The organism is Arthrobacter echini, from assembly GCF_004803505.1.
Taxonomy (GTDB): domain Bacteria; phylum Actinomycetota; class Actinomycetes; order Actinomycetales; family Micrococcaceae; genus Arthrobacter_D; species Arthrobacter_D echini.
In genome coordinates this window covers 1-26,413 of the sequence record NZ_SSWH01000018.1, presented here as the reverse complement: position 1 = coordinate 26,413, position 26,413 = coordinate 1, and the positions used below count along the sequence as shown (strand labels likewise).

Sequence of the window (26,413 nt, the reverse complement as noted above, 5' to 3'; positions counted from 1 at the left end):
ACTATTGAGTTCTCAAACAACAGAAACCACCGGCACCCGACACAGCCAAACCAGCCACATCATCGCTCCGAAGCAACTTCCCAAACCTACCCCCACCAACACCACCACGCAAATCCGCCGTTCCGGGGCGATCTTCCGATCACCGCGATCCTCCGCGGACCCACCTGATGCTTCTCCGTCGTCGTCTGCGCCAGGCGCATGACAACAGCGGAAGAATTTTCGAAGGGGGTTGCTGCCCTCACCGGGGCAACTCCATAACTATACGATGCTGCTCGCTGCTTCGCAAAATCGGCCGCTGACCAAGCGCGAGCGACGGCCAGTGCGGGCGACCGGGCCCGAGCCGACCGACTGCACAGCCGGCGTCAGCCGACCTCTACGACGGCCAGGTTCCGCTTCCCTCTCCTCAGGAGGAGGTACCGCCCGTGCAGGAGTTGGTCCTCGCCGACGGTGTGGTCCGCGTCGGTGATCTTGTGGTTGTTCACGTACGCCCCGCCCTCGGCGACCGTGCGACGAGCCGCGGAATTGCTGGCGGACAGGCCCGACGCCACGAGCAGGTCGACGATTCCGAGGGCACCGGGTTCCGCCCGGACTGCGTCCAGCTCCGCGGTGGCCGATCGAAGGGAGTCCAGGTCGAGTGTCTCCAGATCGCCCTGTCCGAACAGGGCCGACGACGCCGCGATGACCTTCTCCGTCGCCTCCACGCCGTGCACGAGCGAGGTGACGTCGTACGCCAGGGCACGCTGCGCCGCGCGCTGGTGCGGGCGCTCCACCGTCGCCCGCTCGAGGTCCTCGATCTCCGCCCGGCTGCGGAAGGTGAAGATCCGAAGCCGCTCGGCGACGTCGGCATCCGAGGTGTTGAGCCAGAACTGGAACATGGCGTAGGGAGTGGTCATCGCGGCATCGAGCCAGACGGCGTTGCCCTCGCTCTTGCCGAACTTGGTGCCGTCGGAGTTCGTGATCAGCGGCGTTCCGATCGCGTGGACACTCGTGCCCTCCACCTTGCGCACCAGCTCGGTGCCGCTGGTCAGATTGCCCCACTGGTCGGAGCCGCCGGTCTGCAGCACGCAGTCGTAGTCACGGAACAGCTGGAGGTAATCCATCCCCTGCAGGATCTGGTAGCTGAACTCGGAGTAGCTGATGCCCTCCTCCGAGTTCAGGCGTTTGGCCACCGTCTCCTTCTTGATCATGGTGCCCACCCGGAAGTACTTGCCGACGTCGCGCAGGAAGTCGATGACGCTCATCGGACCGGTCCAGTCGAGGTTGTTCACCATGCGGGCGGCGTTGTCGCCCTCGAAGTCGAGGAACTTCTGCACCTGGCCCTGGAGGTAGCCCACCCACTCGGACACGGTCTCCTTCGTGTTCATGGTGCGCTCCGCGGTCGGGCGTGGGTCGCCCACCAGGCCCGTCGATCCGCCCACGAGCCCGAGGGGCCTGTGCCCGGCGAGCTGCAGCCGGCGCATGGTCAGGAGCTGGACGAGATTGCCCAGATGCAGGCTGGCCGCCGTCGGATCGAAACCGCAGTAGAACGTGATGGGTGGACCGGCCAGCAGTTCCTTCAGCTCGCCCTGGTCCGTGGAGACATGCACCAGCCCACGCCACACCAGTTCGTCGTAGACGTCCTCGAAGGAGGAATCGTTGCGCTGACCTGCAAGGCCACTGACCGGAGAATCTTTTTGCTGGGACACCCCACCAAATTATCAGTCGGCGATACCCGCGGGGATCTCACCGGTCGAGATGACGCGCAGGCGCTGGGTCGGTCGCGTCATCGCCACGTAGAGATCCCCGACCCGGGCAGCGGCGGAATCGAGCATCTCCTGCGGTTCGAGGATCACGACGCCGTCGAACTCCAGGCCCTTGGACCCCCGCGGTGAGATCACCACGATGTCCTGACCCGGCCCGCCCGACCCTGACCCGACGCGGTCCCCGTAGTCGGCGGTGAGCGCGGAGCGGACCCCCGGCAGGATTGCCTCGGGGGCGATGACGGCGAGCAGGCCGCCGTCGATCGCTGCCAGCTCTTCCGGAACAGCCTGGGCGAGGGCCGGCTCGAGCTCCGTCACGGTCTCGAGGATCGGAGCGAACCGGCCTTCCCGCACCGCCCTGGGTGCCGAGACGACGAGCCCTGCCGCGTTGGCCATGCGGACGGCTGATTCGGCGATCTGCGCCGGCGTGCGGTAGTTGACCGTCAGTTCCTCGAGCCGCCAGCGATCGCCCACGAACGGTTCCAGAGCCTCGCGCCAGGAACTCGATCCCGCGGCCGAGCTCGTCTGGGCAATGTCGCCGACGATCGTGAAGGACTTCAGCGGACAGCGCCGCATGAGCAGCCGCCACTGCATGGGTGAGAGCTCCTGTGCCTCGTCGACCACGATGTGCCCGTAGGCCCAGGTGCGGTCGGCAGCGGCACGATCGGCGGCGGTTTCCCTCGTGGCAGCGACCTCGTTGTACCGGGCGAGGTCCTCGGCGCTCAGCACACCGTCCACTCCGGAATCCTCGAGCGAGGAGTTCACGTTCTCGAGGGCCCGCTCGGCATTCGCCAGATCGCGCTTGCGCTCCTGGTCGCGCGCGGCGTCGTCGCGTCCCGCAGAGACATCCAGGTCGCCCAGCAGTTCCGCGGCCTCGTCGAGCAGCGGTACGTCGGCTTCCGTCCAGGGGGCATCCACCGGGCGCGCCAGCGACGCGAGCTCGTCGTCGCTCAGGGTGGGAGCCGCGGCGCGCAGGAGTTCGGGACGCGCGAACAGTTCGGAGACCAGCTTCTGCGGTGTCAGCGGCATCCACACGAGGTTCAGGGCGATCCGCACGTCACGTGCGCTGCGGACATCCTCCGCGAGATACGCCCGATCAGCGTTGTTCCCCCCGCCCGAGGACTCCTCGAGCTTCTCCAGCAGCTGCTCCGTGAGTTCCCGGAGCAGCGTCCTCACGAAGGTGATGCGCGCCTCGTTGTGCGGCTTCCCCGTTGCACGGGCGCGTTCGCGGGCCCTGGAGACCTGACGCGGCGTCAGGGTGAGCATCGTGCCCTCGACGTTCAGTCGCTGGTCACCTGCCGGTATCCGCTCGCGATTCGTGACGGCGTTCCGGAGGACGGTCGCCATCTCCAGGCTGCCCTTCACGGCGGCCGTCCGCTCGTCGACCTCCGGGACGGTGTGGACACCGGGCATCAGCGTACCGATACCGGCCATGACGACGCCGGTCTCGCCCAGGGAGGGCAGCACACGTTCGATGTAGCGCATGAAGGCATCGGTGGGCCCGACCAGCAGCACACCAGCGGATTTCAGCCGGTCGCGGTGGGTGTAGAGGAGATAGGCGGCCCGGTGCAGCGCCACCGCCGTCTTGCCCGTTCCCGGTCCTCCCTGGACCACGGTGACACCGGGCAAGGGTGCACGGATGATCCGATCCTGCTCCGCCTGGATGGTGCTGACGATGTCGGACATCTGCCCGGTGCGGCGCGAGTCCAGTGCGGCGAGCAGGGCTCCTTCGCCCTGCAGGGACGCGTCGTCGCCGAGCAGGTCGGCGTCCAGGACGTCGTCCTCGATGGCCACGACCTCGCGCCGGGACAGCATCAGGTGCCTCCGGCGTCGGACCCCCATGCGCTCGAAGGCCGTGGCCTGGTAGAACGTACCCGCCTCGGGCGCGCGCCAGTCCACCATCAGCTGCTGGAGGTCCTCGTCACTGAGGCCGATCCGGCCGATGTACCGCGTGTCGCCGGAATCGAGATCGAGCCGCCCGAAGACCAGGCGATCGTCCACCGCGTTGAGCTGGGCCAGCCGGTCCTCGTACATGGTGGCGAAGGCGTCACGCTCGGAGCGGTTCTGGTGGGATCCCGCGGCCTGGGTGCGGCGGACCTCGGCCAGTTGCCGTGCCTTCTCCGCACGGAGTTCATCGAGACGCTCGTACAGACCATCCACGTAATCGCGCTCGGCTTCGAGCTCTGTTCTGGTCCGGGACGTCTCGTGCATCGGATACTTCCTTCGAAAGGCGGACCGTCAAGTCTAGCCGGACGGCAACCGGCGCCCGCTACACGCTTTCCAGCGCCAGGACCGTCCGTCCCGCCAGCGGAGCCCGTCCAGCGAGCTCGGTGATCTCGAGGACCACTGCGCAGCCGACGACGACGGCGCCCGCCCTCTCGAGCAACGTGCATGCCGCGGCGAGTGTTCCGCCCGTGGCCAGGACGTCGTCGAGCACCAGGACCCGCGCGCCGGGCGCCAGATCGGAGGTGTGGATCTCCAGGGCAGCCTGCCCGTATTCGAGGTCGTACGCCTCGCGGTACACGCGGCGCGGCAGCTTGCCCTCCTTGCGGATGGCCACGAGTCCCGTGCCGGTCGCGTAGGCGACGGCCCCGGCGAGGAGGAAGCCCCGCGCCTCCACGCCGGCCACGGCATCGAACCGGCCGGCGAAGGCCTCCGCGATGGCATCGATCACCACTCTGAAGGCGGCTGCGTCGGCGAAGACGGGTGTGAGGTCCCGGAACTGGATGCCGGGCGCGGGCACGTCGGGGACGACGACGCCGAGGCGGTCGATCGCCTCCCTCGCCTGGTTCCCGAGCCGGGAGAGCGAAGGATCCGGGGTGCTATTGCTGTCGGCTCCGCTGGTTGTCACGGCTCCACTGTACGCACCGGGTGCCGCTTGCCGGGCCGGAACCGGGAGACGGTCGGTTCCGCAGGCAGCCAGAAGCGCCAGGGGTACTCCTCGGTGCCGGCCGCACCGCTCACCCCGACACGCGGACCCCGCTCGACCAGCGCAGGCTGCTCGTCCGGCAGGACGAGGCGGAAGGGATCGGCGAGCGCGTCGCTGCCGTCGAACCGGCGGTCCAGTCCGAGCGCCTGGGCGAGCCGCGCCGGCCCGCGGGCGAGATCGAGGTCCGACGCCGGGCGGGAGCGGCGCTCGCGGGCCAGCTCGGCGCCGTCGACGATCTCTCCGGCTCGCAGGAGCACACCCGTGGCCCACCCTTCGGTGCCGCAGACGATGTTGGCGCAGTAGTGCATCCCGTAGGTGAAGTAGACGTAGAGATGGCCGGCGGATCCGAACATGCTCGCGTTCCGTGCGGTCCTCCCCCGGAAGGCATGGGAGCCGGGGTCCTCGGCGCCGAGGTACGCCTCCACCTCGGTGATGCGGACAGTGACTGGGCCGTCGTCGCCCGCATGGGTCAGGTGGGCGCCGAGGAGCCAGGGGGCGACGTCGAGCGCGCTGCCCGAGAGCCGCTCGCGGAGTGTGGGGTCTGCTCTGTCCTGGTCCGGCACGCCTCGACGGTAGCAAGGATCGGCCTGGGCCGGCGGACGCACGCTTCCGCACCGTGATGTCCGATTCCCGCTGGTTCTCCCCTGCGCCCGATGCGAGGATGGCGGCATGGACTTCCGGCAGCAGTACGCGGCCATCGACGCGCGGGATACGCGCTTCGACGGGCAGTTCATCACGGCCGTCTCGAGCACGGGCATCTACTGCAGGCCGTCGTGCCCGGCGCGGACGCCCAAGCCCGCCAATGTCACCTTCTACCGCACCTCCGCCGCAGCGCACGACGCCGGGTACCGGGCCTGCAAGCGCTGCCTGCCCGACGCGGTGCCCGGCGATCCCGCGTGGAATCTACGGGGTGATACCGCTGCGCGGGCGATGCGCCTCATCATTGACGGCGAGGTGGACCGGACAGGGGTAGGCGGTCTCTCGATGCGGCTCGGGTACTCCACGCGCCAGCTGGGCCGGATCCTCCGGCAGGAGCTCGGTGCCGGTCCCCTCGCACTCGCCCGGGCGCAACGCGCTCAGACGGCGAGGACGCTGCTCACGGCGTCGTCCCTGCGCTTTGCCGACGTGGCGTTCGCCTCGGGCTTCGGCAGCATCCGGCAGTTCAATGAGACGCTCCAGCAGGTTTTCGGTCTCACGCCGGGTCAGCTGCGGGAGGCGTCCGGGCGGGGTCATAGTGGAAGCGGCCGCATCGACCGCGCGGCCGACGTTGACCCCACCGGCGGTCCCTTGCGGATCTCCCTGCTCCTGCCCACACGGCTGCCCTACGACAACGGGATCTTCGGCGTGCTGGCAGCCGGCTCGGTGGAAGGCATTGAGCTGGGGACGGCGTCGACCTACGAGCGGACCCTCCGTCTTCCCGGCGGACCCGCCTGGTTCCGTACCGAGTCCGCCCGTACGGGCAGCAACGGCCGCGCTGCCCTGCCGGTCACCGTGTCGGTGAGCGGACTCGGCGATCTTCCGCCGCTGCTGAGCCGGATCAGGCGGCTCTTCGATCTGGACGCCGATCCCGTGGCGATCGATACTGCGCTCTCCCGCGTGCCGGTCCTGCGCGGGCTGGTCGCCGCGCGGCCCGGCCTGCGCCTGCCCGGCGCCGTCGATGCCGACGAGACCCTGCTGCGCGCGGTCGTCGGGCAGTACATCGGGCATCCGGGCGGCGCCGCAGCGTATGCCCGGCTTGCAGCGTCGGGACCCGAGGTGCAGCTCCCGGGCTCCACGTTGACCAGGATCTTTCCGTCCGCGCAGGACATCGCAGCGGCGCCGGACGCGCTCCTTCCCGCATCCCGCCGCTGCAGGCAGACTCTCCGTGCCGTGGCACAACAGCTTGCCTCCGGAGCGCTCGCCATCGACGTCGGAGCGGACGCGGACGAGCTGCGGGCGCAACTGCTCGACGTCGACGGCGTCAGCCCCTGGACCGCCGAGTACGTGATCATGCGTGTCCTCGGCCACCCCGACATCGAGCTACCGGACGACCCAGCTGTCCGGGCGGGCTGGTCTACGGTCGTCGGCGCGGCGGGCGGACCGGCGTGTGACGCGAGGAACGGCACGCGCGGCGGTCCGGGCCGTGCTGATGCGGGCGACGCCGGTTCCAGAACCGGATCGAGCGGCGCCAGCTCGGTCGACGCTGAATCGGCCGGTTCCTGTTCATCGGGTGCTTCCTCGCCACGCGCCGGCTGGGGCCTCGATCGGGCGATGGCGGCCGTACGCCCCTGGCGTTCCTACGCGGGCGAGCATCTGCGGAGAGCGGCAGCACTCGCCGGACCGATGAACGCCCTGTCCGCTGGAGCCGAAGTGGCTGGCAACGCCGCATACTTTGACCCAGTCACCGATCGGAAGTAGCCCTCATGCACGCCACCACTGAAACCCCCGTCCTGCGCGGCGCGACCACCGTCACCATCGACACACCAGACGGCGCCTTCACCGTCATCGAGGCGGACGGCGCCGTCCTGTCCTCGGGCTGGACCGACGAGCCCGCCGACCTCACGGGCCAGATCCATCCCAGCATCAGGGCAACCAGCTTCGACCCCGCGGCGTCCGACGTGCAGCCGATCCTCGACGCCGTCGCGCGCTACTACGACGGCGACTTCGCCGCGGTCGCGCAGGTGCGCGTGCGGCAGGTGTCGGGCCCCTTCCGCACCCACGCGTGGGAGGTGCTGCGCACGGTGGAGGCAGGGTCCATCGCCACCTATCTGCAGTACGCCGAACGGGCCGGGAACCCGACCGCCGTCCGTGCTGTTGCGGGCGCCTGCGCCAAGAACGCCGCAGCGCTCTTCGTGCCCTGCCACCGCATCATCAGGACCGACGGCACGCTCGGCGGCTTCCGCTGGGGCCTGCCCGTCAAGCAGCGGCTCCTCGATCGGGAGGCCGGTCGCTCGGTCTGAGGCGCTTCTACCCGGTCAGACGGTGACGAGCCGCTGCCGGGAGGCCATGTCCCGGTACAGCTCGCTGCTGTCGAGGAGCTCCTCGTGCGTGCCGACGGCGGCGACCCTGCCCTGGTCGAGGACCACGATCTGGTCGAAGTCGGCCACGGTGGAGAGGCGGTGCGCGACGACGACGACGGTCCTGTCGCGCGAGGCCTCCCCCAGGGTCCGCTGCAGCAGCTGCTCGGTCCTCGAATCGACAGCAGACGTCGGTTCGTCCATCAGCAGCAGGGGCCGATCCGCGAGGATGGTCCGCGCCCAGGCCAGGCGCTGCCGCTGTCCACCGGAGAGCCGGATGCCGTCCTCGCCCAGATTGAGGTCGAGACCGTCGTCGCTGCGGTCGCCGAGCGCGTCGAGACCCACGGCTGCGAGGACGCGGCGCAGCTGATCGTCGGTCGCCTCGGGGGCAGCGAGCCGGAGATTGTCGGCGAGGGTCCCGCTCAGCACGGGCGCCTCCTGCTCCACGAGACCGATCCGTGAGCGCAGGGCCGAGCGCGGCAGGTCGGGCAGCGCGACGCCGTCCAGGCGGATGGTGCCGCCCGTCGGCTCGTAGAAGCGTTCCAGCAGCGCCAGCACCGTGGATTTGCCCGCGCCCGACGGCCCCACGAGGGCCGTTCTGCTGCCCGCCGGGACGCTGAAGCTCACGCCGTCGAGGACGGGCTGATCGATGTCGTCGAGCGCTGCCAGAGCGCCCTCCGGTGATACTGGGGTGCTGCGCCGGGCACCGACCGCCGTCGCGCCGCCCTGTCCGGTGGCGGCGGCGTCGTCGTCCACCGGTGCGTAGCTGAAGCTCACGTCGCGCAGTTCGATGGTGCCGGGTCGGGCCGCGGTGCCCGCCGGCATGGGTTCTGCTGATCGCTGGACCAGGCCTGCCTCGTCGGCGCGCTCCGGTTCGAGCCGGGCGATCTCCTGGATGCGGTCCAGCGCCGCGAGTCCGGACTGGATCTGCACGAACGCGCTCATGGCCGAGCCGATGGGCATCACCAGGAGGAACAGGTAGAGGATGAAGGCGATCAGATCGCCCAGCAGCAGCTCGCCCGCCGCGACGCGGATGCCGCCGACGGCGAGCACCACGATGAAAGCGCCCTGGATGCAGATGGACATGATGGGCTGCACTGCCGCCTGCAGGCGTGCCATCGCGATGCCGGCGCGGAAGGCCTTCGTGGCTTCGACGTCGATCACGGCGGCTTCGCGTTCCTCGGCCACGGAGGCCTTGATGGTGCGGATGCCGGAGAGACCGCGCTCCACGGCGGCGGTCATCGAGCCGACCGCGTCCTGCACGTCGCGGCTGCGCCTGCGGATCAGCCGTGCGAGGAACAGGACCCCGCCGGCACCCACGACGACGGCGCTCAGCGTGATCCCGAACAGGAGCGGATCGATCAGCACCATCAGGACGACGGCGGCGAAGAACATGAGGATGGAGGAGACGATCTCGAACAGCCCCGAGGTGATGACGCTGCGCATCAGGGTGGTGTCGGAGCCGACGCGGGAGATCAGATCGCCCACGCGCCGGCGGTCGAACTCCTTGATGGGCAGTGCGAGCAATCGCCCCACGAGGGATCGGCGCACCCCGAGCACCACCGACTCCGCGGTGCGCTGGAGCAGGTAGGACTGCGCTGCGCCGAAGACCGCCCCGCCGAGCGTGATGGCAACCAGCAGCCAGATGAAGATGGTCGCGGGCTCACTGGCGGAGACCGAGTTGACCAGCTGCTGGACCATGAGCGGTTGGGCGATCGACAGGCCGGTCGAGATCAGGGAGACGACGGCGACGACGACGAGGATCCGCACGTGTCCGCGCAGATAGGGGAAGAACTCCCGGAGGGTGGCACGCTGTGCGGTGGGCTGCATGCTCTTACGGTGCGCCGGTCGCCCCAGGTGAGTCAAAGCACTTCGCGGCAGGCGTAGCGGGAAGGTTTCGGGTACCAGCAGGAGTAGCGCAGAAGATGGAAGGCACCCTCAATATTTCGCGCGGTGTTGTGCACCTAGCCGATACGGCCCCGCAATGCCGTACATGTCAGACCTACTAGCTGTTGTGGGTCATGAGGTTAGTGAGCTCGGAGCAGGTTGACAACATCCACACAGCTTGCGCTTTCTCGGTTGCATTGATGAAGGGTCCTACCGGTCTAGCCGGTGCACCTGCTAAACCGTCGACAAGGTGCCAAGCTTTTTGGTCACTCGCTCTGCGATTTGCATTGCATCCGAGTAGCTGAATGCTGCTCCACGTTCAATCCCCGCGTGGCCATACCAAAACGCTGCTAATCTATCCAAATTGTCGCGCTGAAAGCTTGGCTCAATCCGACCCCTCAGAAGCGTGCCGATAACAACCGCGATGGCTTCCGACGTTCTCCAAGGGGCGTCCTGCATCTGAAATAGACCTAACGTAATGCGAAGGCGCTTTAGAGAGCAATAGTAAACTACACGTTCCGCAGCCCTAAACCACGCCTTCCGCTCAAAAGTTTCGACTAACATCAAGCACACCAGGAATTCGTCCCAGTTCGGGTTCTCAGAGGTTTTCGGTCGGCTCGCTAGTATTTTCCCAGCAAGGCGCTGATATGCAGCAGACTCTGCATAGTCTGCCAACCGCCACGAATACAGGCCAAGAGTAATGTTGCGGCAGCATTCTCCTTCCTCATCAAACATCGTCGTGCCCGCGCCGACGGTCTAGCCTCGCTTGAGCGCCACGACCAAACGTAGTGAAGAACAGAATTACAAGCGCAGTTAGCGCCCAGTTTACGAAACTCTCTTGGACGTACACCCAAATGTCTCCTTCCCCGGCCCTCCGCATAACCTCTGCGATATACCCACCGAGGAGCGTCAAACCGCCGTAGCTCACGAAGAGCGACACATAGAGCAGAGGGACCGCAAGAGCTCGCCGTGAGACTCCTACTGGCAAACCATGAAATACTACTGGCCAAATGAGAAGTACGGCCGCCAATGCGCCGACCGCGGCAAGGGACGCGCCATACACGCCCAATATCGAGCATATGAAACCAATTAGTATGGGATAGAGCAGTCGACGAATCAATGCAGCTCGCGTACTGCGCTGAAAGATAAGGAAGTTAAACCCAAAGCCCGAAACGAGCTCACTAAACGAGAAGTACGGACCCAGCAGTTTTGCATCAATTCTTATGATTAGCGCCAGAACAAAGGAGGGTATTACGACCGCCGGCCATGGCGAAAAGTCGAAGAAGTCCATGTAAGTCAGCTTACTTTGTCCTACCTGCCCGCAGAGACAACCGTTCAACCTCAGGGATGCGGAGAATGATAGTCCCTTCATTTCAGTATCAACCCTGTAGACCGAATGACCGGACCTACAGGTCCTCGCCGAACCTGGCATGTTCCCGGCGGTCAGGATCACACGCCTTTCGCCTTCGGCTCCAACATGCCAGGCAAAATGCGAATAGTACAGTGGATAATCCGAAAAGGCGGCGCAGCTGCTCAGAACGAACGCAAGTGCGTAGCCCTTGCAACCGACGTCAACACTATATGCTCCTCAAACCCGTCCATAGAGCATGCGCAGCCAGGTCGTTACGGTCCCCAGAAGGATCTACCTCGGCGTCACATCCCTGCGTACTCCCGGACGCTGTCGAGCTCTGCCTTCAGGGCCGTGAGCTGACGCCGCACCGCCGTCGGCGCCGTCCCGCCCTGTGCGTCACGGCTGGCCAGTGAGCCCTCGACCGTCAGGACCTCGCGGACCGCCGGGGTGAGGTGCGGGGAGATGCCGGCATACTCCTCGTCGGTCAGATCCCACAGCTCGACGCCGCGCTGCTCGGCGACGCGGACGGCCGCACCCGAGAGTTCGTGGGCCTCCCGGAAGGGCACGCCCTGCCGCACGAGCCACTCGGCGATGTCGGTGGCGAGCGCGAAACCCTGTGGTGCGAGCGACGCCATGCGCTCGGTGTTGAATACCAGAGTGGCGATCATGCCGGAGACCGCGGGCAGCAGCACCTCGAGCGTGTCGATGGCGTCGAACACCGGCTCCTTGTCCTCCTGCAGATCCCGGTTGTACGCCAGGGGCAGGCCCTTGAGGGTGGCGAGCAGCCCGGTGAGATCACCGATGAGGCGGCCGGCCTTGCCGCGGGCGAGCTCGGCGACGTCGGGGTTCTTCGTGACCGGGCCCGACGGTGCACAAGCACCCCGAACACCTCGCCGCCGCGAGAATGCCGGTCGGCAGTAACGTCACCGGTCCGAGCCACCGCCGACATGGGACGGTGCAACGTTGCCGCCGCGCGACAGAAATCGGGCTGATATCACCTGTGCAGGACCGTCCGCGATCAGCCAAACCGGTCGGCTCGCAGAACATGGGCGGTCAGGGAATGACTCGGCGCTTCTTCGCGTTGAACAGATCAATGCATACGCATCTATTCGATCAGGTAGGAGCCATGACGAAAGTAGCAGTGATCACAGCAGGACTCGGCGTTCCATCGTCCAGTCGGATGCTTGCCGACCAGTTGTCGGACGCCCTGAGGACCGAGCTGTCCCTCTCGGGCCAGGACGCCACCGTCGACGTTCTCGAACTTCGTAACTACGCAGTGGATATCGCGCAGCACCTGGTGAGCGGCTTCGCGCCACCCGCCCTGGCAGCCGCCATCCAGAGTGTCACGGACGCAGACGCGCTCATCGTCGTCAGCCCTGTCTTCACAGGGTCCTACAGTGGGCTGTTCAAGTCCTTCTTCGATGTCATCGACAACACGGCGCTCGAGGGCATGCCCGTTCTCATGGGGGCAACAGGCGGCAGCGCGCGGCACGCCCTGGTTCTCGAGCACGCCATGCGACCCCTTTTCACTTACCTGCGCACGCGGGTGGTCCCCACCGCCGTCTATGCGGCTCCTCAGGACTGGGGAGTCGGCGAGGACGATGAACCGGCACTGGAGCAGCGGGCACGCCGTGCCGCGCGGGAGCTCGCTGCAATGCTCGCCGGTCGTTCCGTCACCCCGGCACGCCCTGCGAACGACCGGATCGAACCGTCTGCGCCGTTCGAGGACCTCCTGGCACGAATTCAGGCTCCGGCCTCCTGAGTTGTTGCCAGCCGGACCGGAGGGCAACAGCTCACTACCCGGCGACAGTCCGAGGACACCTCGGGCTCCCAGCCACCCACCCCCAGCAAGTCCGCATACGTTTGGAGAAGAATCATGGAAATCGGTGTTTTCACGGTCAGCGACGTCACCCGGAACCCCCTTACCGGTGAGACACCCACCGAGGGGGAGCGGATCAAGGCCGCCGTCGCCATCGCCAAGAAGGTCGAAGAGATCGGCATGGACGTCTATGCCACGGGCGAGCACCACAACCCGCCCTTCTACGCCAGCTCCCCGACAACCATCCTCGGCTACATCGCCGCCCAGACCGAGCGCATCACGTTGTCCACCAGCACCACCCTGATCACCACCAATGACCCGGTCAAGATCGCCGAGGACTTCGCGACGTTGCAGCACCTCGCCGATGGACGTGTGGACCTGATCCTCGGTCGTGGCAACACCGCACCCGTCTACCCCTGGTTCGGCAAGAACCAGCAGGACAGCGTCGAACTGACCATCGAGAACTACAACCTGCTGCGCCAGCTGTGGGACAACGACGTCGTGAACTGGGACGGCAAGTACCGCACACCGCTGCGCAACTTCACTTCCACCCCGCGCCCGCTGGGCGGGGTCCCACCGTTCGTCTGGCACGGTTCCATCCGAACCCCGGAGGTGGCCGAGATCGCCGCGTACTTCGGTGACGGGTTCTTCGCCAACAACATCTTCTGGCCCAAGGAGCACTACCAGCAGCTGATCGGCCTTTACCGGGAACGCTACGCCCACTACGGCCACGGCACCGCCGACCAGGCGATCGTGGGACTCGGCGGACAGTTCTTCATGGCCCGGAAGTCACAGGATGCGGTGAGGGAGTTCCGTCCGTTCTTCGACAACGCCCCTGTCTACGGCCACGGGCCGACGATGGAGAGCTTCATGGACCAGACGCCCCTGACGGTCGGCAGCCCCCAGGAAGTCATCGAGAAGACCCTTTCCTTCCAGGAGTTCTTCGGGGACTACCAGCGCCAGCTGTTCCTCATCGATCACGCCGGGCTGCCACTGAAGACGGTCCTGAACCAGCTCGACCTCTTCGGCGAACTCGTTCTTCCCGAACTACGCGCAGAATTCGCCAAGCGGCGTCCCGCCCACGTCCCTGACGGACCGGTGCGCGCCACGCAGAAGGTCGGCGCGGCCGCAGGGTAGCCACAGTCATGAGGTAGTGACGGCCGGAACTACCTCATGACCACACTGTCGACGGTGCCCCTACGTCGCCCCTACCCCACCGTCACGAGTGCGCGTACTCCCGGACGCCGTCGAGCTCTGCCTTCAGCGCCGTGAGCTGACGCCGCACGGCCGACGGCGCCGTCCCGCCCTGCGCGTCGCGGCTGGCCAGCGACCCCTCGACCGTCAGGACCTCGCGGACCGCCGGGGTGAGGTGCGCGGAGATGCCGGCGAACTCCTCGTCGGTCAGATCCCACAGCTCGACGCCGCGCTGCTCGGCCACGCGGACGGCCGCACCCGAGAGCTCGTGCGCCTCACGGAAGGGTACGCCCTGCCGCACGAGCCACTCGGCGATGTCGGTGGCGAGCGCGAAACCCTGCGGGGCCAACGACGCCATGCGCTCGGTGTTGAACACCAGCGTGGCGATCATGCCGGACACCGCGGGCAGCAGCACCTCGAGCGTGTCGATGGCGTCGAACACCGGCTCCTTGTCCTCCTGCAGATCCCTGTTGTAGGCCAGGGGCATGCCCTTGAGCGTGGCGAGCAGCCCGGTAAGATCGCCGATGAGGCGGCCGGCTTTCCCGCGGGCGAGCTCGGCGACGTCGGGATTCTTCTTCTGCGGCATGATCGAGGAGCCGGTGGAGAAGGCGTCGTCGAGCGTGACGAACGAGAACTCCTTGGTGGCCCAGATGATGATCTCCTCGCTCACGCGGGAGAGATCCACCCCGATCATCGCGCTTACCCAGGCGAACTCCGCGTACACGTCCCGCGAGGCGGTGCCGTCGATGGAGTTGTGCGTCGCCGAGAAGAAACCGAGATCCGCGGCCACGGCCTCGGGGTCGAGCCCGAGGGACGATCCCGCGAGGGCGCCCGAACCGTAGGGCGAGACGCCGGTGCGGCGGTCCCAGTCCTGGAGTCGCTGCACGTCGCGCAGCAGCGCCCAGGCGTGGGCGAGCAGGTGGTGACTGAGCAGCACGGGCTGCGCGTGCTGCAGGTGGGTGCGCCCGGGCATCGGCACCTCGAGGTGCGCCTCCGCCTGGTCGACGAGGGCGGTGATCGTCGCAAGGACGCCGCCCGCGATGATCCGGGCGTGGTCCCGCAGGTACATGCGGCCGAGCGTGGCCACCTGGTCGTTGCGGGAGCGCCCGGCACGCAGCTTGCCGCCCAGAGCAGGGCCCGCCCGCTCGATGAGCCCGCGCTCCAGCGCCCCGTGCACGTCCTCGTCGGTCTCGGCCGGTTGGTACGCGCCGGAGCGCACATCGGCGTCGAGAGCCTCCAGGGCGGCGGTCATACCGGCGAGCTCGTCATCGTCGAGCAGACCTGCGCGGTGCAGCACGCGGGCGTGGGCCTGGGAGCCGGCGATGTCGTACGTGGCCAGCCGCCAGTCAAAGTGCGTGGACTTGCTCAGGGCCGCGAGGGCATCGGCGGGGCCGCCGGCGAACCGGCCGCCCCACAGCGATCCGGTATTGGTCCCCGAGCGCCCCCCTACCTCGCTTCGCTCGGCCGGGGACCCCTGCCCGTCAGCCGGAGCGCCATCCGCTGGCGCCATCAGGCGCCCGCCCGCTCGTCCCGGCTCGAGGCCACCTTCGAGGAGAGGCCGAAGATCTCGATGAAACCGCGCGCCATCGACTGGTCGAAGGTGTCGCCGGAGTCGTAGGTGGCCAGGTTGAAGTCGTAGAGCGCGACGTCGGAGCGGCGGCCCGTCACGGTGGCGCGGCCGCCGTGCAGGTCCATGCGGATGTCGCCCGTGACGTACTTCTGCGTGTCGTCGATGAAGGTGTCCAGCGAGCGCTTCAGCGGGGAGAACCACTGGCCGTCGTACACCAGCTCGGTCCAGCGCTGGCCCACGGTCTTCTTGAACCGGGCCTGCTCGCGCTCGATCGTGACGTTCTCGAGCTCGCGGTGCGCGGCGATGAGCGACATCGCCCCCGGTGCCTCGTAGATCTCGCGGCTCTTGATCCCCACGAGACGGTCCTCCACGATGTCGATGCGACCCACGCCCTGCGCGCCGGCGCGGCGATTGAGCTCCTCGATGGCCTGCAGCGGCGTGACGGCGTTGCCGTCGATCGCCACGGGGATGCCCTCCTTGAAGGAAATGGTCACCTCGTCCGCGGCGGGCGGGAACTCGGGGGACGCCGTGTAGTCGTAGACGTCCTTGGTGGGACCGTTCCAGATGTCCTCGAGGAAGCCGGTCTCGACGGCGCGTCCCCAGACGTTCTGGTCGATCGAGAACGGGTTCTTCTTGGTGGTCTCGATCGGCAGGCCCTTCTCCTCGGCGAAGGCGATGGCCTTGTCACGGGTCAGGGCCAGATCGCGGACCGGCGCGATGCAGCGCAGATCCGGGCCGAGGGTCTGGATGCCCACCTCGAAGCGGACCTGGTCGTTGCCCTTGCCCGTGCAGCCGTGGGACACGGTGGTCGCCCCGAACTGGCGGGCCGCGGCCACGAGGTGCTTGACGATCACCGGACGCGACACGGCCGACACGAGCGGGTACGCGTCCATGTACAGGGCGTTCGCCTTCAGTGCGGCCATGCAGTAGTCGGTGGCGAACTCCTCGCGGGCGTCGGCCACATACGCCTCGACGGCGCCGCAGTCGAGGGCGCGCTGGCGGATGGCCTCGAGCGATTCACCGCCCTGTCCGACGTCGACGGCCACGGCGATCACCTCGGCCCCGGTGGCTTCGGCGATCCAGCCGATGGCGACGGAGGTGTCGAGTCCGCCGGAGTAGGCGAGGACGATGCGTTCGGTCACGGGGAATGCTCCTTCTGGTGTCCGGGGGCTGCCCGGGGAATGGTGGTTCGGTGGGACGTGCTGGTTCGGGGACGGGTGGTGCGGATTGGGAACCGCTGCTGCTGCCAGCGTAGCGGTGGGCTGAATAGATGGATCGTGTCAGGTGAGTCGGATCAGGTAGGCCGCATCAGGTGGGCCGGCCCGGGATGGGCAGGTTCAGCTAGGCAGCGGCGGATCGGCGCCGCCCTGGGGCTCCTGCGCCAGGGCGAGGAAGCGCTCGGCGAGGGCCGCACCGCCGTCGACCTCCCGGCTCACGAGCATGACGGTGTCGTCGCCGGCGAGCGTCCCCAGCACGGAGGGCATCACCGAGTGGTCGATCGCCAGGGCCAGGAAGTTCGCGGCACCGGGCGGCGTGCGCAGCACGGCGATGTTCCCCGACGATTCCGCCGTCACCAGCAGCTCGTTGCAGAGCCGGGCGAGCCGCGCGTCGAGTGCTTCCTGGGAGACGCCGCTGCGCGAGTGCCGTCCGCCACCCTCCACGGGGACCGCGTAGATCAGGGCGCCGTCGGCTCCGCGCACGCGCACCACCCCGAGTTCCACCAGATCCCGCGAGAGCGTTCCCTGGTTCACCTGCACGCCCTCCTCCGCCAGGAGCGCCGCGAGCTCCACCTGGGACCGGACGGACTCCTTGGTGAGCAGATCGGTGATCCGGGCATGCCGGGCCGTCTTCGTGGTGGGACGCGCGCCGTCGCGCTGCACGGTCATGAGCCGGCCCCCGACGCCGAGATGTCCTGCGCGGACTGCTCCACGAGCCACGTCATGAGCGCCTTCTGGACGTGCAGCCGGTTCTCCGCCTCGTCCCACACCAGCGATTGCGGGCCGTCGATCACGCCGGCGGAGATCTCGTAGCCGCGGTAGGCGGGAAGGCAGTGGAGCACGACGGCGTACGGCGCGGCACGCTCCATGGCCGCCTCGTCGACGGCGTAGGCCCGGAACAGGTCCTGCCGCGCAGCCTTCTGGTCCTCCTGGCCCATGGAGACCCAGGTGTCGGTGGCGACGACGTCGGCGTCGGCGAGCGCGACGCCGGGGTCCGTGGTGACCAGGACCGATCCCCCGGTCTCGGCGGCACGTGCCTCGGCCGCAGCGACGACGTCGGCGGCCGGGAGGAAGCCCTCCGGTCCGGCGATCCGCACGTGCATGCCCGCCGTGACCCCGGCGAGGAGATAGGAGTTGGCCATGTTGTTGGCGCTGTCTCCCAGGTAGGTCATGGTCAGGCCCGCGAGGGCGCCCTTGTGCTCGCGGATGGTGAGCAGATCGGCGAGCAGCTGGCACGGGTGGTAGTCGTCGGAGAGGGCGTTGATCACGGGGACCCGCGCGGCCGCCGCCATCTCCTCGAGACCGGCCTGCGCGTAGGTCCGCCACACGATGGTGGCCACCATGCGGTCCAGGACCTTCGCGGTGTCGGTGATGGACTCCTTGTGCCCGAGCTGCGAATCGCCCGCGCCGATGATCAGCGGCACTCCCCCCAGATCGGCGATGCCCGCCGCGAAGGACACGCGGGTGCGGGTGGAGGTCTTGTCGAAGATCACGGCGACCGTCTTCCGACCGGCGCCCTCACCCGCAAAGGGGGCTCGACCGTAGGGGTTCGCCTTGAGCTCCGCGGCCAGATCGAGGACCTCCGCCTGTTCCTGCGGGGAGAGATCGGTGTCGACGAGGAAGTGGCGCGTCATGCTGGTGCCTCCTGCTGGGTCCGGGCTGCAGCCAGGATGTCGGGTAGGGCGTGGACGAAGCTCGCGGCCTGCTCGTGGGTGAGGATGAGCGGTGGGGCCAGGCGGATGGTCGCCGGGCCGGTGGCATTGATGATGAATCCCGCGGCCAGGGCGGCCTGCACCGCAGCCGCCGCGTGGTCGCCGTCGAGATCGACGCCGATCAGCAGACCGGCTCCGCGCACCGCGAGGACGCCGTCGAGCGCCCCCAGCTGCTCACGGAGATAATCGCCGACGTCGATCGTGTGCTGCAGTGCCCCCGAGGTCTCCAGGACGTGCAGCGTCGCGAGCCCGGCCGCCGTCGCCATCGGATTGCCGCCGAACGTAGTTCCGTGCTGGCCCGCACTGATCAGCGCCGAGACCTCCTCCCCGAAGGTCACGAGAGCGCCAACGGGCACACCGCCGCCGAGTCCCTTGGCGAGCGTCATGGCGTCGGGGACCACGCCGTCCACCCACTGGTGCGCGAACCAGCGGCCGGTCCGCGCGATGCCCGACTGCACCTCGTCGAGGATCAGCAGGGCACCGTAGCGGCGGGTCAGCTCCCGGGCCGCACGCAGATACTCGGGCGAGAGGGGCCGCACACCGGCCTCCCCCTGGATCGGTTCGATGACGAGCGCCGCGACCGTCTCGTCCATGGCGGCAGTCAAGGCGTCGACGTCGTCGAACGCCACGTGCTCGACGCCGCCGGGCAGCGGTTCGAACGGCTTCCGGTACGCCTCCTTGGACGTCAGTGCCAGCGCGCCCATGGTGCGCCCGTGGAAGGCGCCGTCGAGTGCGAGGATGCGGTGGCGCTCGGGCGTGCTGTTGCGCCGTGCGAGCTTGACGGCGGCCTCCAGCGCCTCGGTGCCGGAGTTGGTGAAGAACACCCGCGACCCGGACGGCGCCTGCGCAAGCTGCAGCAGCTTCTCGGCGAGCGCCACCTGCGTGGGACTCGTGAAGAAGTTGGAGATGTGACCGAGCGTCGCGAGCTGACCGGCCACGGCCGAGGTCACGAACGGGTGGGCGTGGCCGAGCACGTTGACGGCGATGCCGCCGAGCAGATCGAGGTACTGCTGCCCGTCGGCGTCCCAGACGTAGCAGCCCGAGCCGCGCACGAGGACACGCTGAGGGGTGCCGAAGACGCCGAGCAGGGAGCCGGTGTAGCGGGCGAGCCAGTCCGCGCCCGAGCCCGAACCGGTCAGCTCGGCGAGCACGCCGCTGTCCGGCGAGGCAACGCTCGCAGGTGCCTGCTGCTCCGGGTGGATCTCACTCACGAGGCCCCCCCTGTCTCTTCCACGTTCTCGTTCAAAGTTTCGTTTGACGTTTCGTCAGCCGGGCCCGGCACCACCTGCGTGCCGATACCCGCCGTCGTGAAGGTCTCCAGCAGCATGGAGTGAGCCAGTCGCCCGTCCACGATGTGTGCGCGCTCCACCCCGGCCTCGACGGCCTGCAGGCACGCCGTCATCTTGGGGATCATGCCGGACTGCAGGGTGGGCAGGAGCTCGCGCAGCTGCCCGGTGGTCAGAGACGAGATGAGCGAGCCGCGATCGGGCCAGGCCGCGTAGAGGCCCTCCACATCGGTGAGGATCACGAGCTTGGACGCTCCCAGTGCTCCGGCGAGCGCAGCGGCCGCCGAATCGGCGTTGACGTTGAGCACCTGCCGGGTGGCGGCGCCGTCGGCGTCGTACTCGGGGGCGACCGTTGAGATCACGGGGATCCGTCCTGCCTGGAGGATGTCGAGGATGGCCCCGGGCTGCACGGCGGTGACCTCGCCGACGAGGCCGAGGTCCACCTCCTCGCCGTCCACCACGGTCCCGGTGCGCACGGCGCGCAGCAGGCCGCCGTCCTCCCCCGACAGTCCCACGGCGTAGGGGCCGTGCGAGTTGATGAGGCCCACGAGTTCGCGGCCCACCTGGCCGGTGAGGACCATGCGGACCACGTCCATCGCCTCGGGGGTGGTGACGCGCAGGCCGCCCCGGAAGTCGGACTCGATGCCGAGCCGCTCCAGCATGGCGTTGATCTGCGGTCCGCCGCCGTGGACCACCACGGGGTGGATGCCCACGTGGTGCAGGAAGACGATGTCCTCGGCGAATGCGCGGCGCATGGTCTCGTTGACCATGGCGTTGCCGCCGTACTTGATGACCATGGTGGTGCCCGCGAAGCGCTGGATCCAGGGCAGGGCCTCCATGAGGGTGGCGGCCTTGTCCTGCGCTCGCAGCGTCGACGCCGAGGGCCCCTGCCGGGTCTGTGTATCTTCCATGAGCTCGTCCATCAGCTCGAGTACGCGCTGTTCTCGTGCACGTACTCGTGCGTGAGGTCGTTGGTCCAGATGGTGGCGCGGGCCTCTCCGGCTGCGAGGTCGATCTCGACCTCGACGTCGCGCCCGGTCAGATCGACCAGTTCGCGGGAGTCGCCGATGCCGCCGTCGCGGCAGATCTGCACGCCGTTCATCGACACGTTGAGCCGGTCGGGCTCGAACGCGGCGTCGGTGGTCCCCACCGCGGCGAGCACGCGTCCCCAGTTCGGGTCGTTGCCGAAGATGGCCGTCTTGAACAGATTGGAGCGGGCAACGGCGCGGCTGACCACCTCGGCGTCGCGCTCCGACGCCGCGTTGACGGTGGTGACGGCGACGGTGTGGCTGGCGCCCTCGGCGTCGTTGATCAGCTGAGCGGCCAGATCGAGGCAGACGCCGGTGAGCGCCTCGGTGAACTGCGCCTGGTCGGGGGCGATGCCCGCGGCTCCCGAGGCCAGCAGCACCACGGTGTCGTTGGTGGACATGCAGCCGTCGGCGTCGGTGCGGTCGAAGCTCACGCGGGTCGCCTCGCGCAACGCGGCGTCGAGGGCCTCGGCGTCGAGGGCGGCGTCGGTGGTGAGGACCACGAGCATCGTGGCGAGCCCTGGTGCGAGCATGCCGGCGCCCTTCGCCATCCCGCCGATCGCGTACCCCTCGCTCGCCGAATCGGCCGTGGCGGGGTAGCGCGCCTCCTTGGGCACCGAGTCGGTGGTCATGATCGCCTCGGCCGCGGTGGGTCCGCCGCCCCGGCCGAGGGACCCGGCCGCGCCGGTGACGCCGGCGAGGAGCTTGTCCATGGGCAGCTGTTCGCCGATGAGTCCGGTGGAGCAGACGATCACGTCGCTCGCCGAGATGCCAAGCAGTTCGGCGGTCACCTCGGCCGTCCGGTGAGTATTGCCGAAGCCCTCGGGTCCCGTGCAGGCGTTGGCTCCCCCGGAGTTGAGCACGACGGCGTCGGCCCGCCCGTCGGCGATCACCTGGCGGCTCCAGAGCACCGGGGCCGCGGCGACGCGGTTGGACGTGAAGACCGCGGCGGCGTTGTGGAGGGGTCCGTCGTTGACCACGAGTGCGACGTCGGGCTTGCCGGTGCTCTTGAGGCCGGCGGGGACGCCTGCGGCGCGGAAGCCGCCGGGGTAGGTGATGCTCATGGTGCGATCCCCTGGAGGGTCAGGCCAGCGGTCTCGTCGAGGCCGAGGGCGATGTTCATGGACTGCACGGCGCCGCCGGCGGTCCCCTTGGTCAGATTGTCGATCACGGCGCTGACGATCACGCGGCCCGCGTGCTCGTCGAATGCGAGCTGGAGGGTGGCGTGGTTCGAGCCGAGCACGGACTTCGTGGTGGGCCACTGCCCCTCGGGCAGGACGCGCACGAAGGGTTCGTCGGCGTAGGCCGCCTCCCAGGCCTCGCGCAGGGCCGCGTACCCGACACCGAGCCGGACCTTCGCCGTCGCCGTCGTGAGGATGCCGCGCGCCATCGGCGCGAGGGTGGGTGTGAAGGACAGCGAGACCGGCGCCCCTGCGGCGAGGCTGAGGCCCTGCTCCATCTCGGGGGTGTGGCGGTGGCCTCCCCCCACGCCGTACGGGCTCATGCCGCCCATCACCTCGGAGCCGAGCAGGTGCGGTTTGACGGCCTTGCCCGCGCCGGAGGTTCCGGAGGCGGACACCACGACGACGTCGTCGTGCTCCAGGAGTCCGGCGGCGAAGCCCGGGGCGAGGGCGAGGAGCACGCTCGTGGGGTAGCAGCCGGGGACGGCGATGCGGCGTGCGCCTGCCAGGCTCGCCCGGTGGCCGGGCAGTTCCGGGAGCCCGTAGGGCCAGGTGCCGGCGTGCGGGGAGCCGTAGAACTTCTCCCAGACGGCGGGATCCTCCAGGCGGTGGTCAGCGCCGGCGTCGATCACGAGGGTATCGGCTGGCAGCTGGGCGGCGATGTCGGCGCTGGCGCCATGCGGCAAAGCGAGGAAGACGACGTCGTGCCCCGCGAGGACCTCGGGGGTGGTGTCCTGCAGCACGCGGTCGGCCAGGGAGTGCAGCTGGGGCTGGAGTTCGCCGAGGGTCGATCCGGCGTTGCTGTGCGCCGTGATGGCGCCGATCTCGATGTCGGGGTGGTTCGCGAGGAGACGCAGGATCTCGCCTCCGGCGTAGCCGCTGGCGCCGGATACTGCTGCGGTGAACGTCATGGCTCGAGCCTACAGCAATGTTATGCAGCGATGCACATAGTTATGCAACACGACCGTGTTGGTCTACCTCTGTAGCGGTCGAAGCTGCTCATCGTCCACGGGGAAGGACACGGTGTAGTAGAGCTGCGGCGCGCTCATGTCGCCCCAGTCGTCCTTCTTCACCCGGACCTCATGCGGCGAGACCTCCGCAATGCGAACGCGCAACCAGCCGCCGTGGTCAAGCCGTACCTCGTACGGTTCGGCGAGATAGGAGAGCCCGAGCTCGTCGAGCGTCTCCTCCGCCGTCAGCCAGTCCACGACGTCGGTCCGGTGACGTCCCAGCAGATCGACGGCGACGAACCCGTCATCGACGGGCTTCATCCAGCCGACCCGCTCCCTGTCCTCGGCTCGGCCCCGCTCCCTGTCCTCGGCTCGGCGGTGTTCGATCCAATCCGTGTCCATCGCTCGAAAGTAGCACCCGACCAGATCGTGATTCCCCAACCACGCAGCAGGTTCACCGTGGTCAGGACATCGAGGAAGGACCCGCCCAGCCGGTCTACACGCCACCCCACGACTTTGTCGCCGGCGCCTTTTGGGAAGATGTGCTCACGCGGGAGTATTCAAGACGCATCCCCCAGCGGCTCTGCCCTAGAAAGTCCTAGCGACAGCAGCACTGAGACACTTCACGATGAGGCAGCTTTCTGAGACAGTCGGAGCCCCGCGAACTCGCCGAAATTTTGGGGCCCTGATCAGAGAGAGGTGGTGGCTTAGAAACCTGTGGCGGTCTCAACCGGTCAGTGCACCACTCCTTGGCAGGATGAGTGGTGGAGGTGAGTGTGGAGTTCACGATGGAGCAGCAGCAGGCGATCTGGGAGGGGTGGCGGGATGGTGAGTCCTTCCGCCAGGTCGGCGATCGGGTAGGGCAACCGGCGCACGTCATCCAGTACTTCCTCCGGGGCCATGGCGGCATCAAGCCGAGCGTTCCTCGGCGGCATCACCGGCACCTGAGTCATCAGGAGCGCGAGGAGATCTCCCGCGGTGTTGCGGCAGGATTGTCTGTCCGCCGGATCTCCGCGGCCCTGGGCAGGTCTCACTCGAGCATCTCCAGGGAGCTCGGGCGCAACGGCGGACGAACCGCGTACCGGGCGACAACCGCCGAGCAATCAGCCCGTAGCCGGATGAAGCGGCCGAAGCTGACCCGGCTCAAACAGAGACCAGCGTTGCTGAAGGTCGTGAAGGAGAAGCTGGTCCTGGGGTGGTCACCGGAGCAGATCGCAGCATGGTCGAAGCTGGCTTATCCCGAGGACGCGCTCATGCGCCTGTCCCACGAGGGGATCTACCGGTCGATCTACTACGAATACCGCCGTGAGCTCGACCGTGGCATGTCCCAGCATCTGCGCTCCGGGAGCACCATCCGCCGGCCACGGAAAGCCAAGCAGTCGTTGGGCCGTGGCCGGTTGAAGAACATGGTGCCCATCACCGCCCGCCCAGCATCAATCGAGGACCGCGTCGAAGTCGGCCACTGGGAAGGCGACCTCGTCATGGGAAAGAGGCCCTCCGCGGTAGCGACGCTAGTCGAACGCACCACCCGGGCCGTCAAAGTCGTTCATCTTCCCGACGGGTACAAAGCAGAGGCCGTACGCATCGCCCTGACTGAAGCGTTCACAGCGATTCCGGAACCGTTGCGCCGGTCGCTGACCTGGGATCGCGGTCGGGAAATGGCAGAGCATCAGCAGCTTTCCACGGACCTGAGGATGGACGTCTACTTCTGCGCCCCAGGGAGCCCTTGGCAGCGCGGGACGAACGAGAACACGAACCGCATGCTCCGCCAATACCTCACGAAAGGCTCCGACCTCCAACGCTTCACAGCCAAAGACCTCGACGACATCGCGAACCTCCTCAACGACCGTCCCCGGCAGGTCCTGAAATGGGCCAGCTCCAACGACCTCTACCAGGCCCACCTCAGCACCGCGAACCAGCCCGCGATACCCTCAGAATCACAGGTGGTGCATTGACCGGTTGAGGTCGCCATCGTTTGATAAGACCTACTCACGTCAGATGGCTGCGACCGTATCTGACCTTATAGTTACTGCCGCGACCTCACACCCGGTAGCGGGAGATCTTGTTCCGTCCGATAATGAATCGTGGCTTCCATTGATGACTTCGACCCTTACATCCTCAAGCAGCTTGCACGGCATGCTGACTCCTCGCATCCATACCGAAAGCAAGCGCCCAACGGAATGCCTGAAAGTTACAGCACGAGCGCGATTCGAGCCAAGAGTGCGCTAAATAGCCAGCCAGAAACGAATCCACCTGCCGACCTCGGCCCTATCCTAGGAAAAGTAACCTGGGACAGTGAAGAGTACCTAAGCCACTTGAGCATCGACACACTTCGCCGAAAGATTCAAGACTTCAAACGCATTTCTACAACCCTGACCGACCGACCGACCATTCGACAGGCCCTTTTCGACATTCTAAGCGCACCTGGTTACGCCTCGGTAATGATTCCTTTCGCTCATGTCGAGGTTCCAGCGGAAATGCCTTTGTTCAGAGCACGTAAAGTTGACTCTCTCGACGACCTACAAACAACAGACGATATATGGACAGCTCCTGCCCGATACATCGGAGCTGGCAGAGTGAACGACATTGGTGAGCCACTTCTCTACACAGCTTTGGATCCGCTCACCGCTGGACTAGAAATACGCGCCGAGGCGGGAGACCTTATGGCAATGTCACTGTTCCGATCAAGCCGAAGGATACTGGCTATCGACATGACCACCCAGGCAACGATCCCTGGACTCCGCAAAAGCAGTCGTCGAAAGCTTCAAACTATCATGCAGTTCATGAACGATCTTTTTAGTCAGGAAATTCCTAGCAGCGCCTCTGGAAGATATATAACACCAGATCTAGTTGCGAAAGAGTTTTTCGATCCGGATCCAACTTTATTCAGCGGCTGGTGGTATAGGTCAGTTGCGGATCCACGGAAGATAAGAACGTCTAAGAATCTAAGTATTAGGGGTGATGTTGCAAGAACGCTGGTGGAGTATAAACATACTCAGGTCGTCCGCATTGGGGCTGCTGGCGTCGGTGGTGAAAATCAGGCCGTTGCAACACTGGTAAAAGATTCGACAAGCACTAAGCTCATTTCCGTGCCTAGCGCTGAATGGTAGCTTCCTGCGCTAGACACTATGGCGCGTGATGAGGCTTCAGGCTAGCTGTAACAACGATCAAGCGTCGCTGGAGAGGATATAACGGCGTAAGAAAAACTACAGATAGGGCAAGCCATTCCCCTTCCTTGTATTACGTGAAATCGTCCGCGACCATCGCTGATAATTACGATTGCCCTTATAGGGCTACAGGGTATGAGAAGGTAAGAAGCCTGTGGCTGGCATCGCTGCGGCTGGGCTGGGCTCGGCTGGGCTCGGCTTCGAAACCATTATGAGTAAATTGGCTCTTCATAAACGAGGGTGTAGTTGGGGTCTGAATCCTCCGGTTTCTAGCCTCGATCTTTCATGAGGCGGGGTTCTTTCGGTGATCGGGGCTTACTGGCTGCCTGATGGTGTTGATGTTGGCATGTGGGTGTGACGATTTCTGCCGCTGACCGTGGCGGTGAT

The 26,413-nt window shown here is 67.1% G+C and carries 22 protein-coding genes and 1 pseudogene; 6 read left to right on the top strand and 17 right to left on the bottom strand.

Annotation, left to right across the window (positions count from 1 at the left end; translation table 11 throughout):
- Window positions 1-362 precede the first annotated feature (362 nt).
- The 4 genes from tyrS to E8P82_RS14215 all read right to left on the bottom strand — a co-directional run bounded on the left by tyrS (window position 363) and on the right by E8P82_RS14215 (window position 5,231).
- Window positions 363-1,685 (bottom strand): tyrosine--tRNA ligase, encoded by a 1,323-nt coding sequence (gene tyrS / locus E8P82_RS14230; protein WP_136455711.1) that lies wholly within the window; start codon window positions 1,683-1,685, stop codon window positions 363-365.
- 12 nt (window positions 1,686-1,697) lie between these two features.
- Window positions 1,698-3,950 carry a HelD family protein gene (locus tag E8P82_RS14225; protein WP_136455710.1) on the bottom strand — a complete coding sequence of 751 codons (2,253 nt, stop codon included), beginning with the start codon at window positions 3,948-3,950 and terminating at the stop codon, window positions 1,698-1,700.
- 58 nt (window positions 3,951-4,008) lie between these two features.
- A complete protein-coding gene (locus E8P82_RS14220; protein ID WP_136455714.1) occupies window positions 4,009-4,512 on the bottom strand; it encodes an adenine phosphoribosyltransferase in 504 nt (167 codons plus the stop codon).
- Between the two features lie 74 nt (window positions 4,513-4,586).
- Window positions 4,587-5,231, bottom strand: a complete 645-nt coding sequence (locus tag E8P82_RS14215) for a DNA-3-methyladenine glycosylase (RefSeq protein WP_246021443.1) — start codon at window positions 5,229-5,231, stop codon at window positions 4,587-4,589.
- A 106-nt stretch (window positions 5,232-5,337) separates the two neighbouring features.
- On the opposite strand from E8P82_RS14215, the gene E8P82_RS14210 reads away from it, so the two are divergent.
- Both E8P82_RS14210 and E8P82_RS14205 read left to right on the top strand, forming a co-directional pair.
- Window positions 5,338-7,065 carry a DNA-3-methyladenine glycosylase 2 family protein gene (locus E8P82_RS14210; protein ID WP_136455708.1) on the top strand — a complete coding sequence of 576 codons (1,728 nt, stop codon included), beginning with the start codon at window positions 5,338-5,340 and terminating at the stop codon, window positions 7,063-7,065.
- 5 nt (window positions 7,066-7,070) lie between these two features.
- A complete protein-coding gene (locus tag E8P82_RS14205) occupies window positions 7,071-7,607 on the top strand; it encodes a methylated-DNA--[protein]-cysteine S-methyltransferase (protein WP_136455707.1) in 537 nt (178 codons plus the stop codon).
- Between the two features lie 15 nt (window positions 7,608-7,622).
- Here E8P82_RS14205 and E8P82_RS14200 read toward each other — a convergent pair whose 3' ends face one another.
- The 4 genes and pseudogenes from E8P82_RS14200 to E8P82_RS14185 form a co-directional block, all read right to left on the bottom strand.
- Window positions 7,623-9,494 (bottom strand): ABC transporter ATP-binding protein, encoded by a 1,872-nt coding sequence (locus E8P82_RS14200; RefSeq protein WP_136455706.1) that lies wholly within the window; start codon window positions 9,492-9,494, stop codon window positions 7,623-7,625.
- 291 nt (window positions 9,495-9,785) lie between these two features.
- Window positions 9,786-10,286, bottom strand: a complete 501-nt coding sequence (locus E8P82_RS15205; RefSeq protein ID WP_136455705.1) for a hypothetical protein — start codon at window positions 10,284-10,286, stop codon at window positions 9,786-9,788.
- Entirely contained in the window at window positions 10,279-10,842 is a 564-nt protein-coding gene (locus E8P82_RS14190; RefSeq protein WP_136455704.1) for a hypothetical protein, read from the bottom strand. Before E8P82_RS14190 ends, E8P82_RS15205 begins: the two co-directional genes overlap by 8 nt.
- A 362-nt stretch (window positions 10,843-11,204) precedes the next feature.
- Window positions 11,205-11,762 (bottom strand): annotated as a pseudogene (locus E8P82_RS14185) (argininosuccinate lyase); the annotation flags it as partial.
- A 266-nt stretch (window positions 11,763-12,028) separates the two neighbouring features.
- On the opposite strand from E8P82_RS14185, the gene E8P82_RS14180 reads away from it, so the two are divergent.
- Window positions 12,029-12,664, top strand: a complete 636-nt coding sequence (locus E8P82_RS14180; protein WP_246021442.1) for a CE1759 family FMN reductase — start codon at window positions 12,029-12,031, stop codon at window positions 12,662-12,664.
- A 114-nt stretch (window positions 12,665-12,778) separates the two neighbouring features.
- Window positions 12,779-13,858, top strand: a complete 1,080-nt coding sequence (locus tag E8P82_RS14175) for a CE1758 family FMN-dependent luciferase-like monooxygenase (protein ID WP_136455702.1) — start codon at window positions 12,779-12,781, stop codon at window positions 13,856-13,858.
- Window positions 13,859-13,940: 82 nt separating this feature from the next.
- On the opposite strand, the gene argH is transcribed toward E8P82_RS14175, so the two are convergent.
- The 9 genes from argH to E8P82_RS14130 form a co-directional block, all read right to left on the bottom strand.
- Window positions 13,941-15,425 carry an argininosuccinate lyase gene (gene argH / locus E8P82_RS14170; RefSeq protein ID WP_136455701.1) on the bottom strand — a complete coding sequence of 495 codons (1,485 nt, stop codon included), beginning with the start codon at window positions 15,423-15,425 and terminating at the stop codon, window positions 13,941-13,943.
- The gene (locus E8P82_RS14165) at window positions 15,425-16,627 is read right to left on the bottom strand and encodes an argininosuccinate synthase (RefSeq protein WP_136455700.1); all 1,203 of its coding nucleotides are present in this window, start codon (window positions 16,625-16,627) and stop codon (window positions 15,425-15,427) included. The genes argH and E8P82_RS14165 overlap by 1 nt, the downstream gene beginning before the upstream one ends.
- Before the next feature lie 195 nt (window positions 16,628-16,822).
- Window positions 16,823-17,371, bottom strand: a complete 549-nt coding sequence (locus tag E8P82_RS14160) for an arginine repressor (protein ID WP_136455713.1) — start codon at window positions 17,369-17,371, stop codon at window positions 16,823-16,825.
- Window positions 17,368-18,336 (bottom strand): ornithine carbamoyltransferase, encoded by a 969-nt coding sequence (argF, locus tag E8P82_RS14155; RefSeq protein ID WP_136455699.1) that lies wholly within the window; start codon window positions 18,334-18,336, stop codon window positions 17,368-17,370. Before argF ends, E8P82_RS14160 begins: the two co-directional genes overlap by 4 nt.
- A complete protein-coding gene (locus E8P82_RS14150; protein WP_425456042.1) occupies window positions 18,333-19,616 on the bottom strand; it encodes an acetylornithine transaminase in 1,284 nt (427 codons plus the stop codon). The genes argF and E8P82_RS14150 overlap by 4 nt, the downstream gene beginning before the upstream one ends.
- Before the next feature lie 5 nt (window positions 19,617-19,621).
- Window positions 19,622-20,611, bottom strand: coding sequence for an acetylglutamate kinase (gene argB / locus E8P82_RS14145; RefSeq protein ID WP_136455698.1), 990 nt, complete (start codon window positions 20,609-20,611; stop codon window positions 19,622-19,624).
- 11 nt (window positions 20,612-20,622) lie between these two features.
- Window positions 20,623-21,792, bottom strand: coding sequence for a bifunctional glutamate N-acetyltransferase/amino-acid acetyltransferase ArgJ (argJ, locus tag E8P82_RS14140; RefSeq protein ID WP_136455697.1), 1,170 nt, complete (start codon window positions 21,790-21,792; stop codon window positions 20,623-20,625).
- A complete protein-coding gene (gene argC, locus E8P82_RS14135; protein ID WP_136455696.1) occupies window positions 21,789-22,820 on the bottom strand; it encodes an N-acetyl-gamma-glutamyl-phosphate reductase in 1,032 nt (343 codons plus the stop codon). Before argC ends, argJ begins: the two co-directional genes overlap by 4 nt.
- A 63-nt stretch (window positions 22,821-22,883) precedes the next feature.
- Window positions 22,884-23,261: a hypothetical protein gene (locus E8P82_RS14130; protein WP_136455695.1), complete on the bottom strand. Its 378-nt coding sequence runs from the start codon at window positions 23,259-23,261 to the stop codon at window positions 22,884-22,886.
- A gap of 368 nt (window positions 23,262-23,629) precedes the next feature.
- Here E8P82_RS14130 and E8P82_RS14120 point away from each other — a divergent pair, with 368 nt between their 5' ends.
- A complete protein-coding gene (locus E8P82_RS14120) occupies window positions 23,630-24,814 on the top strand; it encodes an IS30 family transposase (RefSeq protein ID WP_136455694.1) in 1,185 nt (394 codons plus the stop codon).
- Window positions 24,815-24,943: 129 nt separating this feature from the next.
- Window positions 24,944-25,969: an RES domain-containing protein gene (locus E8P82_RS14115; protein WP_136455693.1), complete on the top strand. Its 1,026-nt coding sequence runs from the start codon at window positions 24,944-24,946 to the stop codon at window positions 25,967-25,969.
- Window positions 25,970-26,413 lie beyond the last annotated feature (444 nt).